10 protein-coding genes are annotated in these 19,986 nt (G+C 71.7%); 5 read left to right on the top strand and 5 right to left on the bottom strand.

The genetic code is table 11. From position 1 onward, the window contains the following. The first annotated feature begins 3 nt into the window (after window positions 1–3). The 4 genes from WMF33_RS01570 (at window position 4) to WMF33_RS01555 (ending at window position 6,837) form a co-directional block, all read left to right on the top strand. Window positions 4–405: an SCP-2 sterol transfer family protein gene (locus WMF33_RS01570; RefSeq protein WP_437335482.1), complete on the top strand. Its 402-nt coding sequence runs from the start codon at window positions 4–6 to the stop codon at window positions 403–405. Further along, a complete protein-coding gene (locus WMF33_RS01565; RefSeq protein WP_437335481.1) occupies window positions 402–4,322 on the top strand; it encodes an nSTAND1 domain-containing NTPase in 3,921 nt (1,306 codons plus the stop codon). Before WMF33_RS01570 ends, WMF33_RS01565 begins: the two co-directional genes overlap by 4 nt. A 4-nt stretch (window positions 4,323–4,326) precedes the next feature. Beyond that, a complete protein-coding gene (locus WMF33_RS01560) occupies window positions 4,327–6,048 on the top strand; it encodes a hypothetical protein (RefSeq protein ID WP_437335480.1) in 1,722 nt (573 codons plus the stop codon). A gap of 234 nt (window positions 6,049–6,282) precedes the next feature. Then, window positions 6,283–6,837, top strand: coding sequence for a hypothetical protein (locus WMF33_RS01555; RefSeq protein ID WP_437335479.1), 555 nt, complete (start codon window positions 6,283–6,285; stop codon window positions 6,835–6,837). 851 nt (window positions 6,838–7,688) lie between these two features. On the opposite strand, the gene WMF33_RS01550 is transcribed toward WMF33_RS01555, so the two are convergent. From WMF33_RS01550 to WMF33_RS01540, 3 genes are all read right to left on the bottom strand, one after another. Further along, the gene (locus WMF33_RS01550) at window positions 7,689–8,498 is read right to left on the bottom strand and encodes a transposase (protein ID WP_437335478.1); all 810 of its coding nucleotides are present in this window, start codon (window positions 8,496–8,498) and stop codon (window positions 7,689–7,691) included. 564 nt (window positions 8,499–9,062) lie between these two features. Beyond that, window positions 9,063–10,652, bottom strand: coding sequence for a hypothetical protein (locus tag WMF33_RS01545; RefSeq protein ID WP_437335477.1), 1,590 nt, complete (start codon window positions 10,650–10,652; stop codon window positions 9,063–9,065). Between the two features lie 300 nt (window positions 10,653–10,952). Continuing rightward, complete coding sequence (locus WMF33_RS01540) at window positions 10,953–11,252, bottom strand: hypothetical protein (RefSeq protein ID WP_437335476.1); 300 nt, start codon at window positions 11,250–11,252, stop codon at window positions 10,953–10,955. Between the two features lie 237 nt (window positions 11,253–11,489). Here WMF33_RS01540 and WMF33_RS01535 point away from each other — a divergent pair, with 237 nt between their 5' ends. Then, window positions 11,490–12,440 carry an AraC family transcriptional regulator ligand-binding domain-containing protein gene (locus WMF33_RS01535; protein ID WP_437335475.1) on the top strand — a complete coding sequence of 317 codons (951 nt, stop codon included), beginning with the start codon at window positions 11,490–11,492 and terminating at the stop codon, window positions 12,438–12,440. 152 nt (window positions 12,441–12,592) lie between these two features. On the opposite strand, the gene WMF33_RS01530 is transcribed toward WMF33_RS01535, so the two are convergent. Beyond that, complete coding sequence (locus WMF33_RS01530; RefSeq protein WP_437335474.1) at window positions 12,593–14,293, bottom strand: VWA domain-containing protein; 1,701 nt, start codon at window positions 14,291–14,293, stop codon at window positions 12,593–12,595. A gap of 194 nt (window positions 14,294–14,487) precedes the next feature. Then, window positions 14,488–19,968, bottom strand: a complete 5,481-nt coding sequence (locus tag WMF33_RS01525; RefSeq protein ID WP_437335473.1) for a DNRLRE domain-containing protein — start codon at window positions 19,966–19,968, stop codon at window positions 14,488–14,490. Window positions 19,969–19,986 lie beyond the last annotated feature (18 nt).

The following is a 19,986-nucleotide window of genomic DNA, read 5'->3' as shown; positions in this document are numbered from 1 at the left end:
CCGGTGGCGCGCCTGCTCGCCGAGTCGTTCGCGGCGCTCGCCGCCGAGCTGCCGGAGGCCCACGCCCGGGTGAGCGCGCGGCTCGCCGGCCGAGCGGTGGCGATCCGCGTCGACGGCGAGCGCTTCGTGGTCGAGGCGGACGGCGGCGCGCCGCAGGTGCGCGCGGCGGGCGCGGACGAGGAGGCGGCGGCGGTGCGCGTCGCGACGAGCCGGCGCGCGATCCTCGACGTGCTCGACGCGCGGCGCTCGCTCGCGGAGGCGGTGCTCGCGGACGAGGTCGAGGTGGTGGGCGCGCTCGAGCGGCTGGTGGAGGCGCGCGAGGCGCTGCTCGCGTACGTGCACGGCGCGGTGCGGTGCCCCTCGTTCCCGGCGCTGCTCGAGCGGTTCCGGAGGCTCGCGCCGTGAGCGCCGGCGGGGAGCGCGCCGGAAGCGCGGGCGACGCGCGCGCCGCGAGCGCCGCCGGGGATCCCTTGCGCGAACCGCTCGAGATCGAGGTCCACCTCGCGCGCACCGAGGACGCGGGCGATCCCTTCTCGTTCCCTTACGGCCCCGGCCGCCACGGCACCGTCGGGTACCTCCGCACCCGCGCCGACGGCACCTCGGCGGACGCGCATCTCGCGTGGGACGAGGGGGTCTTCGCCGACCTCCTCGACCTCCGCAGCCCGACGCCGGACCCGGGGCGTCTTCCTAACCTGGGAGCTCGCCTCCGCCGCTTCCTGGGGCGCCTCGGGTGGGACGCCGACGAGCGGCTGCTCGAGGACCCGCGCCATCCGGTGCAGGTGACCCTCGAGCTCGGCGCGGCGGAGCTGTTCGCCCTGCCGTGGGAGGCCGTGGAGCTCCCGTCCGGCGCGCGCCTCGGCAAGCTGCCGCATTGCCTGATCCGGTACGCGTGGCCGGGCAGCGCAACAGCGCCGCGGGCGCCGGATCCGCCGCCCGAACACGGGCGCATCCTCGTCGCCTGGTCCGCGGGCGGGATGGGCGTCCCCCACGAGGAGCAGCTCGCCTCCATCCGCGGCGCCTACCGGGACGGCGGCCACCCAGACGCAGGCGGCAGCGTGATCGAGCTCGGCGACGCGTCGCTGCGGGCGCTCGGCGAGGCGCTCGCGGCGCACGCCCCGGTGCACATACTGCACCTCGTATGCCACGGCGCGTCGTTGGCGTCGGAGCGCGCCGCCTACGGGCTGCGCCTCCGCACCACCGACGGCGCCGGCTACGAGGTGGTCGAGGCCGAGCGGCTCGCCGACAAGCTCCGGCCGCACGCGGGCGTGCTGCGGCTCGTCGTGCTCTGCGCCTGCCACGGCGGCGACGCCGGCGAGATCGACAGCCGCCTCGGCAGCGTCGCCCTCGCGCTCCACCGCGCCGGCATCCCCGCGGTGGTCGCGTCGCGCTACCCGCTGTCGTGGGACGGCGCCGGCGCGCTCACGGAGGCGCTCTACCGGGAGCTCCTCGTCGCGCACGGCTCGCTCGAGGGCGCGTTCGTCGCGGCGCGCGAGCGCCTCGCCGCGCTGGCGGCCGACGCGGGCGGCGTCGACTGGGCCTCCCTGCAGCTCTACGCCCGCGCCGCCGACGGGCCGGACCACCGGCCGGTGGTGCTCCGCCCCTACCGGGGCCTGCTCGCCTTCCAGCGCGAGCACGCGCGCTACTTCCACGGCCGGCAGGCGGAGATCGAGGAGGCGGTCTCGGACCTGATGCGGCTCGTCGAGGCGACGGACCGCGGGGCGCGGCGCTTCCTGATCGTCACCGGCGCCTCGGGCACCGGCAAATCCTCGCTGGTGCTGGCCGGCGTCGTCCCGGCGCTCAGGGCGCGCGACCCGCGGTGGGTCGCGCCGCCAGCCCTGCGGCCGACCCCCGACTTCCGCGAGCGCCTCGCGCAAACCCTCGCCGCGCGACAGGATCCGGCGGCGCCGCTCCTGCTCGTCGTCGATCAGTTCGAGGAGATTTTTACCATCTTGCCGGACAAGGCCACGCGCGAGGGTTTCCTCCGCGAGCTCTGGCGGCTCGCGGGGGACGCCGCCTCCGGCGTCAGCGTGATCGCCACGCTGCGCGTCGACTTCCTCGGCCGGTGCGGCGAGCTCCGGCTCGGCGACGGCGAGCCCGACCTGGAGCAGGTGGCCTACGATGAGGCGCACCGGATCTTCGTGCGGCGGATGCGTCGCGACGACCTCGCGGCGATCGTCGAGCGGCCCGCGGCGCAGGTGGGCCTCGCCCTCGACGAGGGGCTCGCGGCGCAGCTCGTCGATGACGCCGGGGACGAGCCGGGCGCGATGCCGCTGCTCGAGTACACGCTCGACGAGCTGTGGAAGCGCAGGAGGGGCCGGCGGCTCGCCCGCGAGGAGTACGAGCGGCTCGGCGGCGTCACGGGCGCGCTCGCCCGGAGGGCCGACGCGATCCTCGACGGGCTCGACGAGGTCCGCCGGCGCGCCGCGCGCCGCCTCCTGGTCCAGCTGGTCGACGCGCGCGACGACGCCGCCCTGAACACCCGGCGGCGGCGCCGGCTGGAGGAGCTGCGCCGCGGGCCCGACGCCGAGGCTGCGGTGTTCGACGAGGTGCTCGCCCTGCTCGCGGCCGAGCGGCTCGTGGTCGTCGGCGGCGACGAGGAGCGGAGCGCCGAGATCGCCCACGAGCAGCTCATCCGGAGCTGGGGCCGGCTGCGCGGCTGGGTGAGCGAGGACCGGAAGATGACCGCGGACCTCGAGCTGCTCGCGGCGTGGACGGCGGAGGCGAGCGCGTACGATCACCTGCTCGAGGGCAAGCGGCTCGCCGCCGCGCAGGAGCTCCTGAGCCGCCACGAGCACGAGATCGAGCCCGGCGCGCTGTCGCTCATCGCGCGGAGCAAGGAGGCCGAGGCGCGGCGGCGGTGGCGGGCGCGGGCGGCGGGGGTCGCGGCCGGCGTCCTCGCGGTGGTGATGGGCGTGCTGGCGTTCGTGGCGTGGTCGAAGAGCACGGCGGCGACCGAGGCCGCGATGGCGGCCGAGCGCGCCGCGGAGGAGGCCAGGCAAAGGACGATCGAGGCGCGGGACGCGGCGCTGATGGCCGGGGTGCGGGAGCTCGCCTCGCGCGATCAGCTGGCGCGGGTGAGCGAGCTGCTGCTCGAGGTCGCGGCGCCGGAGCGGGCGCGCGGCTTCGCCCAGCTCGCGCTCGACGCGCTCTCGGCCACGGCGCCCTGGAGGACGCCGCCGGGGCTCGTGATCCACGCCGCGGCGTTCCGCGCGGACGGCGCGTGCCTGGTCGTCACGGGCCGGCACGACAACGAGGTGCAGGTCCGGGAGCTCGGCGGCGCGGGCAAGATCCTCGCGACCAAGGCGTTCCCCGTGATGGCTCGCCTCGCGACGTTCAGCCCGGATCGCCGGCGCGTCGCGGTGTTGGTCGGGCTGGACGCGGTCCACGTGCTTGAGCTCGATGGCGCGGGCGCGGCGCTGCAGCTCGCGGGGCCCGCGCATGTCGCGGCGTTCAGCCCGGATGGCAGGCGCCTCGTCACCGACCCCCACCCCACGGGGATGATCGCGCGGGTCTGGGAGCTCGACGGCTCGGGGAAATTCTTCGACCTCGAGGGGCTCACGGGCAGCATCTACTCCGCGGCGTTCAGCCCCGACGGCAAGCGCCTCGTCACCACGTCGCGCGACGGGACCGCGCGGGTCTGGGAGCTCGACGGCTCGGGCCGGTCGCGCGAGCTCAAGGGGCACGCGGGCACGGTCACCTCCGCGGCGTTCAGCCCGGATGGCAAGCGCCTCGTCACCACGTCCGAGGATCGCACGGCGCGGGTCTGGGAGCTCGACGACCCGGCGAGGCCCCGCGAGCTCAGGGGGCACACCGCCCCGGTCTACGAAGCGGCGTTCAGCCCGGATGGGAAGCGCGTCGTCACCGTGGCGTCCGAGCCGACGGTGAGGGTCTGGACGCTCGACGGCGCGGGCGAGATCCTCGAGCTGAAGCGGCACACGGGCGTGGTCACCTCCGCGGCGTTTAGCCCGGATGGCGGGCGCCTCGTCACCGCCTCGAGCGACGCGCGGGCGCTGGTCTGGGAGCTCGAGCGCCCGGGCGAGGTCCTCGAGCTCCGAGGGCACGCGGCCCCGCTCCGCGGCGCGAGGTTCAGCCAGGACGGCGAGCGCGTGGTCACGGTCTCCGAGGACGGCAGCGCGCGCCTCTGGCCCGTTACCCTCCGCGGCGTGCGGCGGCGGCTCCAGGAGGCGACCCCTTCGTGCTTGCCGCCCGAGATGCGCGCGCTCTACGCCGGAGAGAGCGAGGCCGAGGCCCGCGCGCAGCACGAGGCCTGCGAGCGATCCCACGGCCGCCCCCCCGGAGCGTCCGCCGCCCCGCGCCCCTGACCCCATGCCCCTCCACCTCTTCCTCGCCCACGCCGACACCCAGGCGCCTGTGCTCTCCGGCGGTCTCCCGCAGGACGCCGTCGACGCGCCGCCGAGGCCGGCGGCGCGGTCGCGCAGGCCCACCCACCTGGCCGAGCGCAGCGGCCTGCCCGACGCGCTGCCCGCCCAGCGCTGGGGCCTGGTCGTCCCCCGCGGCGACGCCGGCAGGCGTCTCGTCGACCGAATCGCCCCGCTCCTGGACAAGCGGCGCGAGGATCAACATGCCCAGGTTAAGATCTACGAGGTCGAACCCGGCATGGATGCCGAGGCGGCGAACCGCTGGATCGGCCAGGATTACCGGGATGAGGTCGGCCGCCAGCTCGCCGACCTGCCCCGCTATCTCCTGATCCTTGGCGGCCCCGACCTGGTCTCGTGGGAGCTCCAGCAGATGCTCGGAGGTGAGGCGTTCGTCGGCCGGCTCGCGTTCACCGACGAGCAGGGCGATGTCGACGAGCAGGCCTACGAGGCGTACGTGGCCAAGCTGCTCCGCTGGGAGCGGCAGGGCGAGGAGGAGCTCGCCCGGGGCGCGCCCGCCATCCTCTACACGGCGCGGGACGGCACGGGCGCGATCGCCGAGGGGCACGAGCACCTGATGAAGCCGCTCCGCTCGGCCGCCGAGGCGCTCCGGAGGAAGGGCAGGTTCCCCGCGGCGGACCTCGTCGAGATCGGCGGCGGCGAGGGCCGCTTCTCGGACGACGATCTCCTGGATCACGCGCACGACCTGCTGGCGCGGGCCGAGCGCGCCGAGGCCGGGCTGCTGTTCTCGATGAGCCACGGCCTGGGCCTGCCCGCGAGCGGGCGCTGGGCCTCGCCCGAAGAGCAGCGCCGGCTGCAGGGGGCGATGAAGATCAGCCGGAGCAACGATCGGATCGCGGCGAAGGATCTCCGGGGCCGGAAGTTCCTGCCCGGCGGCCTGTGGCTGTTCTTCGCGTGCTTCGGCGGAGGCGCGCCCGCGCGGAGCGCCTACCTGCCGTGGCTGGAGCAGCTCGCGGCCCTGGGGCTCCACGACGGCCACGCGCGGACCGTGCTCTCGGCGCTGCCCCGGGAGGGGGAACGGCCGTTCGTGGCGGCGCTGCCCCAGCAGGCGCTCGCCAACCCCGACGGGCCGCTCGGGGTGATCGGCCACGTCGACCTGAGCTGGACGTGGAGCTTCCAGGACGGCATCGCGACGGCCGGCGGCGGGGCCCCGCGACCCCGGCACGAGCGCTTCCAGGAGGCGCTGCGGTCGGCGGTGAACGGCCACCGCTTCGGGGTGGTGCACCACGAGATCGCGAGCTTCTTCGGCGAGATCGACCGGAACCTCACGGCGATGTACGAGAAGGACGCGGCCTCGCCCGGCGGCGCCGACGACGGCGCGCGGAGGGCCAGGCGGGCGGATCTGTGGATGCAGCGGCAGGATCTGTCGGCGTACGTGCTGCTCGGCGATCCGGCGGCGCGGCTGCCCGTCGCGCGCGTCCCGCCGGGGGTCGCCGTCGCCGTCCGCGGGGCCGCGCCGGAGGGGAGCGCGGCCGCCGGAGGCGCGGCGGCGCGGGATCCGCGGGAGATGGAGGCTGCGGTGCTCGCTTACCTGGGCGGCAGCGAGGCGGAGCCGGTCGCCGCGCAGCACGGCGCGTCGCGCGAGGAGCTCTTGGGGTGGGTGGAGACGTACCGGGAATGGGGGCGGCGGGGGCTCGCGACGCGCGGGTAGCATCGCTCCGAGGTGGCGGACCTGGCGGTACGCCTGGCGGCCGCCAGGCCCCGGAGAGCGGGGTAGGCTTCGAAATGCGGCAAAAAGCCTAGGCACGCCGTTCGCAAAGAGCGCCTCCCGAAACGCCGCGAGGTCCGACCTCGCGCTGGCCTCGCCGTCGCGGGGCAGCGCGGAGGGCCCGGAAGCGGCGATAGCTCGAGCCGGCGCCGCGCGTCGCGCTCGATGGAGGCACGCATGTTGGTTCGTCACTCCCTGACCACGCTTCTCCCGGTTCTCGCGCTCGCCTGTTCTGCCGCGCACGGCGCCGTCCCGCAGCAACCGGAGGACACCGCGCCGCAGCCAGGCGGCACCGGGGCTCCGGCCGGCTCGACCGGCGCGCAGAGCTTCATCGACGCGGAGTCGTACTTCGCGAGCTCGGCTGAGATCGACGCATGGTACGCGCTGCGCCGCGATCTGGACGACGATTTCGACGCCGTGTGCGGCGACACCTTCTGCGAAGGCGAGTACAGCAATTACAAGCCGCTTCGATTCCGCTGCTCCGTCGAGGAGCACGCCGGGACGATAGGCCGCTGCGTGTGGGTCCTCGCGGCGAGCAACGAGGAGGTCCTGGCTTCCACGGGCGATGTGGAGGTGGACGCCAGGATCTTCCTCTGCGAGGTGCCCGTCGCCCCGGAGACCGCCGTGGTCGACCTCCTGACGGCGCTCTCGGCGCCGGGAGCTCGGGCGATCGACGCCGCGCTCCCCGGGACGGACAGGTCGATTTACGACGGCCTCGTCGATTGCCTCTGACGGCCCGCCGGCGTCGGCCAGCGTGCTCGTCGGCGCGCGTTAGCTAGGGCGCGCTGCAAATCCGCACGCCGAAATACGTGGAGGCCCCTGCAGCCGCGCCCGGGTCGAGCTCCGGCGGCGCCAGACCGGCGGCGCCAGATCCGAGAAGGCGACGTCTACGCACACGAGCCATATCGACGGCGACATCTCGTCCGTGATCTAGCGTGCGATCGCAGAGGTCTCGATCAGGTTGCGCATCGGGACCGCGCCGGCCGCGCCCGGGGCCTCCTCATTGAACGGCAGCTGCATCAGGTACACGTCCTTGCCCCCCGTGGCACCTCCGAGCGTGCCACCTCCGCGCTGGCCGCGATAATCCTGCCGCGCTCGTCGCTCGCGAGCCGCGCGAGCACGACGTTCTTTCGTGAAGCGCCATCCAGACGTAGCTCCGATCGTGGTGGAATCGGAGCGTCGTGAAGTCTGCCCCCGGTCGCGAGCCCCATCCCTCGACGAGATCGACCAGCGCGACACCCCGACCAGCGCGACACCCTGGTCCGTGGAGGAACGGCGTGAATCGAACCCAGGTTACTAATTCCCTGATAGCGTGAATCGAACCCGGCGTGAATCGAACCCAGGTTACTAATTCCCCGATCGCTTGCACGAGGCGTCCGGAGGCGCCGGAGGCCGCACGGGCGGTCGCGCCGCGCGGCGCTACCGAGCATCTTCACGGCTCGGCTGCGCCGACCTGGAACCGGCGGCGAGCCTTTGACCGCCGCGTCGCACGACATCGCGCCGTTCACTGCCCCGTAGACAGCGCGCCGCGCTCTGGCCGCGATTTGAGGCCGCTTCCTGAGTACTACTCCTGGTGGCCGTCTCTACGACGCGGGGTCGCAGCAGGCACCGTGGAACACACGCATCATGTACGTACCCTCTGGAAAGCGTGCTGTTCGATCGCCGCTCCTCCAGCGACTCAGAGCGATCCGGTACATGCTCCGAAAGGCGCGGAGCCTCGTTAGGGCTACCTTGCGATCGTGGGGATCGCTCACCGCGACAGCTGGCCGGCGACGGCGGAGCGGCTCCGGTGTGGCCGCCCGCTGCCAAGGTGACATCGTCCGCGCCCCGTCCGCGCCGAGGAACGTGCGTCTGCTAGCGCGGACCTTGGATCGTGCCTGCCGAACGTTGCGCGCAACGAGTACGCGAAGGCGTCGATCGATGGTCTCCGCGTCCAGCTCGCGGAGGACAGGCGGCACGGTGCAGTCGATGCGCGCCCGCTCGGGCAGCCTGGCGCCATGCCGGCGGAAGTAGACCTCAGGCATCGTCGCGACGTGGCGCTGGCCGAGCTTTGTGGTGATCGCTCCGGGCCACTCCTCGGGGGACCGCACGAGGCCGGCGGCGGTCGGGTTGGTGATGACGTACGCGATCTTGTCAAGCACGTCCTCGGCGCTCTCGAGCGCGATGATGCTCGCGTGCTCCGCCGACCAGAAGTTCTCGGTTCGGCCCAGGAAGGCATTCATGCAGCTCGCGACGAGCCGATGGAGGAGCTGCAGGAACTGGGGCAAGCGGGCCTCTGGATCGGTCAACACAGCGTGCCAGTGGTTGGACATGACGACGAAGGCGTGGAGTTCGATGCCGGCGCGCTCGGCGGCCACCGCGAGGCAGTACAGGAACACCTGGTTCGTCTCCACGGAGGGCCGCAGCATCATCTGCCGCTGGGTGCAGCGCCTCGTCACGAAGTAGGTGGCGCCGGCGATGAGTCTCCGAGGAGCGGACATGCGGCTCCTGCCAGCACAAACCGTACCGTGACATGCACGCGAAATCGTGCGGAAAGTACGATGATCCATCTGCGTAGGGGGGTGGCGGCGCCATGGCGGACGTAGCCCGCCATCCCCGAGGCCGACCCACCCCGCCATCCCCCGAGGTCGACCCAGGTTATTCATTGCGGACCCAGGTTAGTCCCGCGGGCGGCGGACCCAGGTTAGTCCCGCGGGCGAGTCCCGCGGGCGAGTCCCGCGGGCGGGCGCGGACCCAGGTTAGTCCCGCGGGCGGGCGCGGACCCAGGTTAGCCCCGCGGGCGAGGTTAGCCCCGCGGGCGGAGCTCGACGCGCAGCGGCTGCCCCGCGGGCGCGCGCCAGCTCAGGTTCCTGACGGCCCACCTGACGGCCCACGGCTCCGAGATGCTCTTCTCGTGACCGCCCCCGGCGCCGCTCAGCCGAACACCGTTCGCGCGGCGCTCGGCGAGGCCGCCGCGCTCAGTACATCAGGTTGCCCTGACCGAGCACGAACGTGATGTTCTGCCCGAACTGGGCCCGCGCGGTCGTCACGCGCGCGACGGCGTTCACGATGCGGTTGCGGCGCTCGACCGCCGAGCTAGCCGCGATACCCTGCGCGATCTCGACGCGCGCGAGGTCGAGCTGCTGCGACGCAGCGGGATACAGCGCCATCGGCGCCATCACCTCGATGGCGTCGTCGATCTCGACGCGGGCGAGCTCCATCAGCCTCTGCTGCACGTCGGCGCGCGTGTTCGCGAAGCTGTCGACGAGCACCCGCGCGGCGTCCAGCCGTTGCTTCGCGATGTCGACGTTGAAAGCGGCGTTCAGCGCGCGCAAGAAACGAGCGATGGCGTTCGCGTCGAGCGGCACCAGGTTGAGCGGCGTCCCGAAGCGCTGCTCGAGCTCCTGGGCGGCAGGCGACAAGTTGAAGGGCGTCGAGGCGTAGAACGTGACGGCATCGTTGATGCCCGGATCCGCCCTGTCGTTGATCTGCAGGTTGTTGTGGAAGAAGGGCGGCGTGTCCGCGGCCTCGATCAGCGGCGGCGGGTTGAAGGTGCCGTTGCCGAACGAATTCGGGAAACCGATACCCGTGCCATCGAAATTGGGCGCTGGCAGGTCTCGCCCCCCGAAGCCGCCGTCCGCGAGGAACTCGCCCCCGAAGCTGCCCCCATTGAGCGACGACCCCCTGTTGCGCGTGCCGGTGTCGAAGTTGCGGTTGTTGCCGGTGTCCTGGAAGTTCGCGCCGGCGTTGTGGTGGCACACGTTGCAGCGGCCGCGGTCCGGGTCCATGAACGCTTGCCGGCCGTCCTCCGCCTCCGCGTCGAACATGCGAACGCTCGCCAGATCGAGCTCGTTCAGCCGACCCAGGCTGAGCTGGAAGGCCAGCGTCACGTCCTCTTCTTCCGGCGTCGGCAAGCGGAAATCGACGCCCGGCTCGCGGGCGAGGCGCTTCGGAAAATGCTGGGTGACCGCGTCCTTGAGGAAGCCGCGCAGCGTGCCGTCGCTCGAGCCGTCCCCGCCCCAGCCCGTCCGCTCCGCGGGCGGATTGGTGGTGCCGTCCCCCGAATCCGCCCGGATGCTGGTGCTCAGCGACAGGACGTGGTTCACCCCGCGCGAGACGAACCGGTGCGTCGGATCGATGAACCCGTCCACGTTCTCGAGGATGGCCGCGTCGTCCAGGAGGTCCGAGGTCTCGAGCTCGGCGAGCTCCGGCACCTCCCTGAAGACGAAGAGCGGGTCATCGGGGTTGGTCTGGTCCAGGGCCCTGATGAACTGCACGTCGAGCGTCGTGTTGTTGGCCACGGGGTGGCAGGTACCGCAGGTGCGGCCGTTGCCCTCGAACGTCTCGTGGAAGAAGACCCCCGCGCCCGCGCAGATGTCCTGCGAAACGAGCCCGGCGACCACGCGCGGATCCTGCGCGCATTGATCGAGCCGATCCGCCAGGGTGAGCGATCGCGAAACTTCGTCGAGGCGCTCCGGCATCTCCTCCCCGGCATCCGAGCACCCCCCGGCGAACAGGGCCGCTCCGACCCCGCACGCCCATAGCAGCCCCATCTTCGAGCTTCCCATCCAGGTATTCTCCGTTACAAGCGCGGCCCCCGACCACCGCGAATGGTTGCGAGCAGTCGAGCGGCGCGTTCCATCCATCCTTCAGCAAGGTCGCCGCTCGGCCCGAGCCGCCCAGCGGCGCAGCCCGGGCCTCGTGCCCCACTCCCCCGCAGGAAACCGCCGGGGAGACAGCCTTCGCCGCCCAGCGCGCGATGCCGCGCCCAGGGGGCGACCAAGCATTGCTCGGAGCGACCTCAGGCGAGCGATGATGTAGCGGATGACACCCGACGTTCAATGTCCAGCGCCGTCGGGGCTTCATTTTTAAATATTCTTTACAAAGTCGCCGCGAGGTGACACGCCCGGATCGGGCGATGCGCCGTCATCGAGCGCCGGCAGGTCGCGCGCGATGCCAAGCTCCGTATCGCCCGGCCCGCAAACAGCCGCGCTGCTGCCGGGGGTCACGTCAGCGCAGCCGCCTTCCTCGTTCACGGCCTGGTCCACCTCGAAACACCCCCCACAGCTCCCCGCCTGAGGGATCGGGAGGTCGTCGAGGTCGAGGCTGTCGCCGTCCGAGCCGGGAACGCCGACGACCACGGCCGCCACCCCGACGAGCGTGAGCACGCGGGCTCCCCCCGCGCTCGCGGACGACGCCGCAGGCCGGCCATCAGGTGGCCACGGCGCCCCGACGACCAGCGGGCGTGGCGAGCGCATGGCGAGGGCGCGGCATCCACGGGAACGCACGCTCCCGACGCCCGCCCAGGTTGCAAGGCGGCCCACATCCCTCTATCGTCTAGGTCCTTAGATTTGTGAGGAAATGTGCGCAAAGAGCCGGCTCCGCCTGCATTTTCCGACTTCATCTTGCTCCTCATCTCCGCCGCACCGAAGCTCGGCCTGCCGCTCGACGCGGTCCTGCGGGGCGCGGCGCTTCCGCCGGGGGCCCTCAGCCAGCGCGGCGTGCCGATCCCCTTGAGCGCGGCGCGGTACGTCTGGTCGTCCGCCGAACGGGTGAGCGGCGACCCCTTGCTCGGGCTCCGCATCGCCGAGACGCTCGACGTCGGCACGCTCGACATCCTCGACTACCTGTCGCGGAACAGCGAAAGCTTCGGCGCGGCGCTCTCCCGCTTCATCCGCTTCGCCCCGCTGCTCGCCGACTCCGGCGAGCTGAGCTTGAGCGCGGACGGCGGCCGCGCGCGCTTCCGCCACGTCGCGCCCAACGGCCTCCCCGCCGTGTCGGAGCTCCTCGCCGGCATGACCGTGCTCCGGGCGCGGACGTTCTCCGGCGAGCACGTCCGCCCGCTGGCCGTGCGCTTCCGGCACCACCGCCGGGGCAGCGCAGGCGCCTACGAACAGATCTTCGACGCGCCGGTCGAGTTCGGCGCCCCCTGCGACGAGCTGGTCTTCCGGCGGGAGCACCTGGAGATTCCGTTCCGCTCCCCCGACCTCCGGCTGTGCGAGATCCTCGAGGAGCTCGCGCAGCTGCGGCTCCAGCAGCAACATCGGGTCGACGCGCCGCCGCCCGCCGCGCCGCCGTCCGGCTTCGTCGACGAGGTCCGCCACGCGCTCCGCGAGTGCATCGCCGAGGGCAACCCGAACATCGATCGGGTGGCCGAGCGCATGGGCGTGAGCGCACGCACGCTCCAGCGGCAGCTGCGGGAGCAGGGCACGTCGCACCGCACGCTCCTCGCGGAGACGCGCGCCGCGCTCGTGGATCGGTACCTGGCCATCGCCACCCCCTCGCGGCACGCGCTCGCCGCCGAGCTCGGCTACGCGAGCGCCCGCTCCGCGTCCCGCGCGCTGCGGCGCCGGTAGACCCGCCGCGACGCCGGCAAGGCCCGCCGCGACGCCGGCAAGGCCCGCCGCGGCGCCGGAAGGCCAAGGCCCACCGGCGCTGCGGCCGCGTGGTCACCCGCGACCGCCCGCGCTGGCGCCGCGGCAGGCCCGCGCCGGGGGCGCGGCGGCGATCACGGATGCCACGCCAGCTGGAGCTGCCGGCTCGACGTCGTGCTCACCTGGTAGACGACGGGGCTCGCCGCGCCCGGGAACGGCGTCGAGAGCTGCATCCCCCAGCTGTTCGCCGCGGGGCTCTGGGCCGCCCCGCCGTTGACGGACACGCTGACGCCGTTCAGCGGCAGGCCGTCCATCGCGGTCACCTGCAGCCACAGGTTCGCCGGCGTCCACCCCGTCGGGTAGTTCGCCGGGTCGATCTGGAAGCACGCCGTGCCGTTCACGGTCGCCGTGGTCGCCGGGCCCGCCTGGCCGAGGCTCTGGCAGGTCACGACCGTCGCGGGATCCTTGTAAACCCCGAACTTGTACTGGCGCGTGAACATCGGGACGGCGGAGTTGCCGGCGTGGTCCGCGAAGACCGTGATCTGGTGGCTCCCCCCCTCGGCGAACTGATTGAACTTCGTCGAGTAGACGCCATCGTTGGCCGTGGTGTCGCCGTGCGCGGCGAGCCCGTCATCATAGAACGTGAGCGACGTACCCGCGCCGCTCGGCGCCTCCATCTCGGCGATGACCGCGGCGCCCGTCACGGGGGCGCCCAGGTGGGTCACCGCGGCCTCGACGACCAGCGGCTGCGACCCGACGTTCAGGCCGTTCGTGGTGACCTGGAGCTGGATATCGTCGATCAGCGTCGACACGGCGGAATAGATATAGATGTCCGACGGCGTGTTGTTGGCGGCGCAGAAACTCCAGAAGCCCTCCTCGTACGACTGCGTGAGGTTCAGCGAAAAACGCTTGAAGTTGTCGGCCGAGAAGAAGGTCAGGTCGGAGCTCGACGACCCGTAGCTCGCCTCGGTGATGGGGATAGGGTGCTCCGGGTGCTGCGACGGCGGAATCAGGTACACGTCGGGGGCGGCGCTGCCCTGGAAGATCATCGTGAAATCCACGATCTGAGCGGCCGAGACGTACACATCAACGCACGGCGGAGGATCCTGCGGCGAGGTCCCCGGCGCGAGCCGGTTCAGCCCCTGATCGATCATGCCGCCCTCGCGGCAGTCGTTCGCCATGCGGTTGAACGCGCCGAGCAGCTCGAGCTGGTCGATGTCGGAGCTGACGTCGGCGCGCATGAAGAGCCCGGGCGAGGTTCCGTAGTTCGTCGCGATGTCGGCCATCAGCGGCTCGTCCGCCCCCGCCCCGAGCGCGATCGAGTGGACCTCGTCCACGCGAGTGAAGTAATCCGTGAAGAAGTCGCTCGGCGCCGGCGGCGTGTTGTGCTGCCCGTCGGACAGGAGGACGACGCACTCGCGCGGCCCCTTGGTCGGGTTCTCCGCGGTGAGCATGTCGAGCGCCTGCTCGAGGCCCGCCCCGATCGACGTCGACCCGTCGGCGACGAGCGCGTCCACGGCCGCGTCGTAGCCGGACGCCGGGAGCGGCGTGATCGGGAAGGACTCCGAGGCCGTGTCCGCGTAGCTCGCCAGGCCGATCTGCTCGGTGAACGACTGCGAGGCGGGCACGTTGCTCGAGGCGAGCGTGTTCTTGTAGATCTTCGCCGCCTGCTGCGCGAGGGCGAGGTTGGTCCCATACATGCTGCCGGAGCGGTCGATGATGACCACGTGGTTTGTGTCGAGCGGCGTGACCTGAGCCAGCGCCGTGGACAGCCCCAAGACGCCCGCAAGGACGCCGCCGGTGATGCCTGCGAAAGTTCGAAGTGCGGTTCTCATCGTCTCTATTTCCTCTGCATTCCTCTGCATTCTCGGACACGAACGGAAGCTGAAGCGTGAACGGGAGCGGCGTCACCGGGCCGACGCGTCAACGCCGTAGAGGGCGTCCGCATGGGCGGGGTAGCGGGCGCCGCCTCGCGGACGGCGGCCCGCTACCCTGCGTGCCTATCGGACCGGACCGGTGACGCCGGCTCTCACGGGTTGCGGTACAGGACCTCGAGCTTCGGACGCCGGTGGGCGGTCGCGTAGTCGCTCGACGTGAACGAGACCTCTCGGTAGCTGTTCGCCTCGCTGTCGAGCCGGATCATGAATCCGTTGTTGCTCGACGACGGGCTGAGCATGTCTCGCACGAGCGCGGTCACGTCGATGTTCTCGTAGTCCTGGCTGCTCGACGTGCTCTGCGGCAGGAGCACCTGGTGGACCGTCGACACGGCCGGCTGGTTGTTCCACGTCACCGTGTTCTCCTGCCAGGCCGCGGTGATGCGCTGGACCAGGAAGGCGTTGGAGCCGCCGACCGTCAGGTGCCCCGGGGAATACGGGTTGTAGTTCCCCTGGCCGTAGAGGCGCGCGTCGGGGTCCGCGTACAGGCTCAGGCGCGCCCGCTCGATCGTCGCGCCCGCCGGGATGGGCGAGAGATCGAAGCGGAGCAGGCTCCGGTTCCGGTACCAGACGCTGTTCGCCGTCCAGGACCCCGCGGTCAGGTTGACGGTGTTGCCGTAGTTGTTCCCGCTGGCCCCGGTCATGTTGGTGATGTGCGCGTCGATGCCGGCGCTGCCGGGCTGCAGCGTCAGCGTCTGGACCGGGTTCTCGCAGGCCCCGTTGACGGTGAACACCGCCCCCGGCACCGCCGCGCACTGCGACTGGGTCGTCGGGTCGTGGCAGGTCCCGTCGGCCTCGTGGCAAGCGCCGACAGGCTCGCTGCCGCACGCGTCGACCTCGGCGCAGCTATAGCCGCTGACGAAGTAGCCGCCGGCGCTCGCGCAGCTCTGGCCGGAGCTGATGCCGCCCTGGCCGAGGTCGGTGCAGCCGCCCGACCGGCAGCACGCGCCCTTCGACTCCGGCTTGCAGAGCGCCGAGCAGCCGTCGCCGCTCACGGTGTTGCCGTCGTCGCACTGCTCCGAGGCCTGCTGCACGCCGTCGCCGCAGCACCGCTCGACGGTGACGCCCGTGTTCTCCACGACGGAGCACTCGGCGACCGTGTTCTCCGGCGTCTGGCACGTCCCGCTCACGCAGGTCTGCCCGGGGCCGGTGGTGCAGTCCGCGTCCGTCTGGCACGCGCAGGGGATCGTGTCCTCGTAGTGGTCGTCGAAGCAGGTCTCCACCTCGGCGAGCCACGCCTCGGACGCGGCGGTCCGCTTCACCAGGTTCTCGGCCTCGAGGCCGGCGTCCGGGTCGACGAGGACCTTGGTCAGGTCGAAGTGGGCCGTGCCGGGGTTGACCACCGCGCCGCTGAAGTCGCCGATGGCCAGCTGGAGGGACTGAGCCGTGCGCTGCGTGTCCAGGCACCCCCAGTGCTTGAGCAGGTGGCGATGCGACTCCTGGCACGGGAAGGTGAGGCTCCCGCGCGAGCCGGTCTGCGGGCCGACGTACGAGCAGGTCCCGGTCACGAACGTCTGGGTGAGCGCGTCCTGGTCCTGCAGCCAGTCGGTCATGGGCTGGCCGTTGATGCAGAGGTTCTCGGCCGACGAGACCGTCTCGCCCACGTCGAAGCCGAAGTTCACGACGTCCTCCACGCCGCCGACCACGTCATCGGTGGTGGGGGGCAGCGGGTCCGCCGCGTGCAGCGGCATCTCGTCCTTGCACCACGCGAGGAAGTCGGCCGTCGCCGCGTTCACCTGCGCGTACCGCGTGACCTCGCCGGGCTGGTAGTTGGTGATGTCGCCGAGCGGCGAGGTGTCCCACTGGTAGGTGGCCTCGAGCCCGGGCTGGAACTTGTACTTCGAGACCGAGCCGATATCGAAGGTGCGCCGCCACTTCCACAGCGTGAACTTCTTCCACTTCTTGAACAGCTTCGCCTCGAGGCCCACGTGGATGCCCGCGTTGAGCGCGGCGATGAGCTCGATCTCGGTCAGGCCGTACGTCGCGATCGCGTGGGTCGGGTCATCCCCGTTCTTCATGCCCCAGATCACCTCCTCGGCATAAGGCACGTTCGGGCCGGCCTTCGGCTCGCACGTGCCGCCGGGCGTGCAGACCTCGTTCTGGCCGCAGGCCGTGTTCGCCGTCGAGGGGCTGTAGGTGCAGTGCCGGGCGCACGCCCCGTTCACGCAGGCGCGGCCGGGCTGGTTCGGGCAGGTGCTCTGCGCGGTGCAGACGCAGTCGACGGGCGTCCCGCCGACGGTGCACACCTTCGCCTGGACATCGCACGTCTCGCCGCTCGCGCAATCGGCGTTCGAGGTGCAGCCGCACGCCGACGGGAAGCCCGTCTGGAGCGGGTGGCACCCGGGCCCCTGCCACTCCGTGGCGTCGGCCTTGGTCTCCGACAGGCAGCTGTACGCGTCGAAGTTGCCGGGGCACTCGGCCTCCGTGACGTCGAACACGACGGCGCCGGGGATGCCCGAGTCGCAGTCGCCGCTGATCTTGCGGACCGTCGCAGGGGTCGTGTCGCTCACGTAGATGTCGCCGGTCGGGAGCACGGCCACGCCGGAGGGCAGCTCGAAGATCGCGTCGTCGGCCAGGCCGTCCGTCGCCACGGTGCCGGGAGCACCGGAGACGGTCGTCACGGCGGAGGTCTCCGGGTCGAAGCGCCGCACGCGACCGGGCTTGTTGCCGTCGACGACGAGCACGTGACCCACGCTGTCGACGGTGAGCCCCTTCGGCGCGGTGAACCGCGCGGCCGAGCCGATGCCGTCCGCGGAGCCCGCCGAGCCGCTGGTCCCGGCCACGGTGGTGACCGCCGCCGAAGCGACGTCGAACCGCCGCAGCGTGTTGTTGATCGTGTCGCTGATGTACAGCCTGCCGCGCCCGTCGGCGACGAGGTTGGTCGGCTCCGAGAACCGGGCCGCCGAGCCGATGCCGTCGGTGCCCCCGGTCTGGCCCGACGTGCCGGCCACGGTGGTGGCCGCGCCCGACGGGAGCGGGATGTGGATCAGCGTGCGGGCGCCGCTGTCGGTGACGTAGAGGGCGCCGTTATGCACGGCGACGTCCCGCGGCGTCAGGAACACCGTCCGATCCGCGATCGTGGTCACCTGGTTCGTGCTCAGGTTGAGCTTGCGGACCGAGCGAGCGCCGCGATCGGCGATGTAGAGCGAGCCCGCGTCGTACGTGATCCCCGAGATCGTGTTGAACCGCGCGGCGGTCCCGACCCCGTCGACGTTGCCCGCCGCGGCCGAGCCGGCGATCGTCGTCACCTGGCCGGTCTGCAGGTTGATGCGGCGGATGGCGGTCCGATCCGCGACGAAGAGGCGGTTACCGCTGCGATCGTAGGCGAGGTCGGCGGGCTGGAGGAAGCGGGAGCCGCCGAACGTGCCGTCCGTGATCGACAGCGAGTAGGCCAGACCGTAGGGCGAAGAGACCGCGGGCAGGCAGCACACGCCGTGCTTGGCGCACGCCGAGATCTCGGGCAGCGCGGGGGCGCGCAGGCTGTTCGGGCAGGTGCCGTCGTTCGCGCACTCCTCGCACGACTTGTTCGCGCTCCACTGGGTCGTGAAGCCTTGCTGGAAGATGCTCTTGTACGTCTTCGCGTCCTTGTCCTTCAGGAACGTCGAGAACAGCGCGTACGAGAGCTTCGACGGGCTGCACTGATCCTGCGTGATCCCCGTCCAGTCGTCGAGGCAGGCGCGGCTGCCGTTGATGAAGGTGATGCAGCAGGAGTTCTTCGTGTCGAGCGGGGAGCAGGCGAGATCCAGCGACGACTCGGGGATGTACTTGTTCGAGCAGGACGCCTCATCCTTGTAGGAGAAGACGGGCTTGCACTCGAGGTCCTCGTTCGGGTTGCTGTTCACGAGCGCCTGCTCGAGCGAGGCGTTGAGGTCGACCACGCCGCCGGAGCCCTTCGGCTTGAGATCGACCGAGAAGCCGATGCTGGCCTCCACGCCCACCTTCAGGAGCTTGCCGATCGGCACGCCGAGGAAGAGCTTCGCGCCCACCTCCGGCCTCACCGACACCTGCGTCCCGGCCTCCGCGGTCACGTCCGGCGCCTGGAAGCCGTGCATGTCGCGGTTGAAGTCGAGATCGGAGATCTTGTGCGACGTGTTCTTGTTGAGCGCCTCCTGCAGGCGCTTGCGCATGAAATACGCCTCGTCGTACCACTTCACCCCTGCGCCGAGCTTGAAGTACGGGATGAGGTACGCGCCGGGGACCGGCGGGAGGGGGATCGGCGTCAGCTCCTTCTCGATCGGCTTCAGCCGCAGGTCGAGGTTGAGCGCCGCGGCGAGGAGCGCGGCCGACTTCCCCTCCCAGTCCTCGATCGCGTCCGCGCCCTCGCGGGGCCAGGTGAGCTGGGCCGGGACGCCGTCGGTCGGCGTGTAGTCGAACGGCATGTACGTGCCGATCAGGAACTCCTGCGGGGAGACGCGGCCGTCGCCGTCGCTGTCGAGCGACGTCATCTGGTCCTCGTCCGCGAGGTAGAAGACGCCGAGCTTCTTCGCGGCGTCGAGGCTGACCCCGCCGCCGGCGAGGTGGCCGAGCTCCTCGATGCCGAGGGGAGCTTCACGGTTGAACCACTTGTAACCGTCAAGCTGCATGTTGAACTCCATCCCTGGCAGGATGCTCAGCGTCTCGCCGAACGCGGTCACGGCGAAGCCGCCGGTGCGCATCTGGGCGCGGCGCTCCTTGCTCAGGGTGTGCGACGTATAGCGGCCGCCGATGCCCCACCGGTCGCTGTCCGACAGGTTGGCGTAGGCGCCGTGTCCGGCCCACGGGATGCACATGTGCAGGTCGGGCCGCTGGTCCGAGTAGCTGCCGAGGTGGTATCCCTCGGTGTACTGGTCGATGTAGCACTGGATCTTCGACATCACCTCGCTGATGTTGTCGAGCTCGCCGCCGAACTGGCTCAGGAAATTGGCGAACTGGCCGCCGCCGATCTGGTCGGCGATCTTGTCGAGCCACTTCACCGTGCTGAGCGCCCACTTGGCCTTGCCCGCCTGGGTCTGCTGGATGTCGTTGGAGAGCCACACGAGGACGCCGGTGCTGCACGGGTCCGCGGAGGGCGAGCTCGGGTCGCAGAAGTCGAGGCACTCCTCGTACGTGGTCTTGTCCTGCTGGATGACGTTCAGGCACTGGGAGGACACCTGCTGGCTGCAGACGCACGTGCCCTTGTCCGCGTCCGCGGCCGGCTCCGTCTTGAGGCCGTTGATCGCCTCGGCCGTCTTGTTGACGATCGACGCGAGGAGCTGGATCGACTGGAGGACGTGGAAGTTCGTGGTGATGTTCTGGAGGTCGGCGCCCTTCGGGTTCGGGTTCTCCGGCAGCTTGCCGAGCTGGCTCGGATCGCACGCCTGCACCTGGAACGTGCCTGTGCCGGCGTCCGGGGCCTCTCCCTCGATGACGGGGTCCGGCCGGTCGGGCTGCTGGGACCACGTCGGCCAGTCGTGGATGGTCGTGTCGTTGCAGGCCACGTCGTCCGGCGCGCAGAGCGCCTGTTCCGCCTGACCGACGGGCCCGTCCAGCTCGACCGGATCGTCGGCGCCGGCCGTGCAGGCGGTCGTGAGCGCGCCCAGGCACGCGAGGAGCGGCAAGCGCGCCGCGCGCCATGG

Origin of the sequence: Sorangium sp. So ce394 (assembly GCF_051474665.1) — a bacterium.
In the GTDB taxonomy this organism is placed as follows: domain Bacteria; phylum Myxococcota_A; class Polyangia; order Polyangiales; family Polyangiaceae; genus Sorangium; species Sorangium cellulosum_D.
The sequence above is the reverse complement of the archived record's forward strand: the minus strand, read 5'-3'. Positions and strand labels throughout refer to the sequence as shown.

Bases quoted from the DNA above. Each gene is read 5' to 3' on its own strand.
- WMF33_RS01560 (WP_437335480.1), top strand. From the start codon at position 4,327: ATGCCCCTCCACCTCTTCCTCGCCCACGCCGACACCCAGGCGCCTGTG.
- WMF33_RS01555 (WP_437335479.1), top strand. From the start codon at position 6,283: ATGTTGGTTCGTCACTCCCTGACCACGCTTCTCCCGGTTCTCGCGCTC.
- WMF33_RS01545 (WP_437335477.1), bottom strand. From the start codon at position 10,652: ATGGGAAGCTCGAAGATGGGGCTGCTATGGGCGTGCGGGGTCGGAGCG.
- WMF33_RS01530 (WP_437335474.1), bottom strand. From the start codon at position 14,293: ATGAGAACCGCACTTCGAACTTTCGCAGGCATCACCGGCGGCGTCCTT.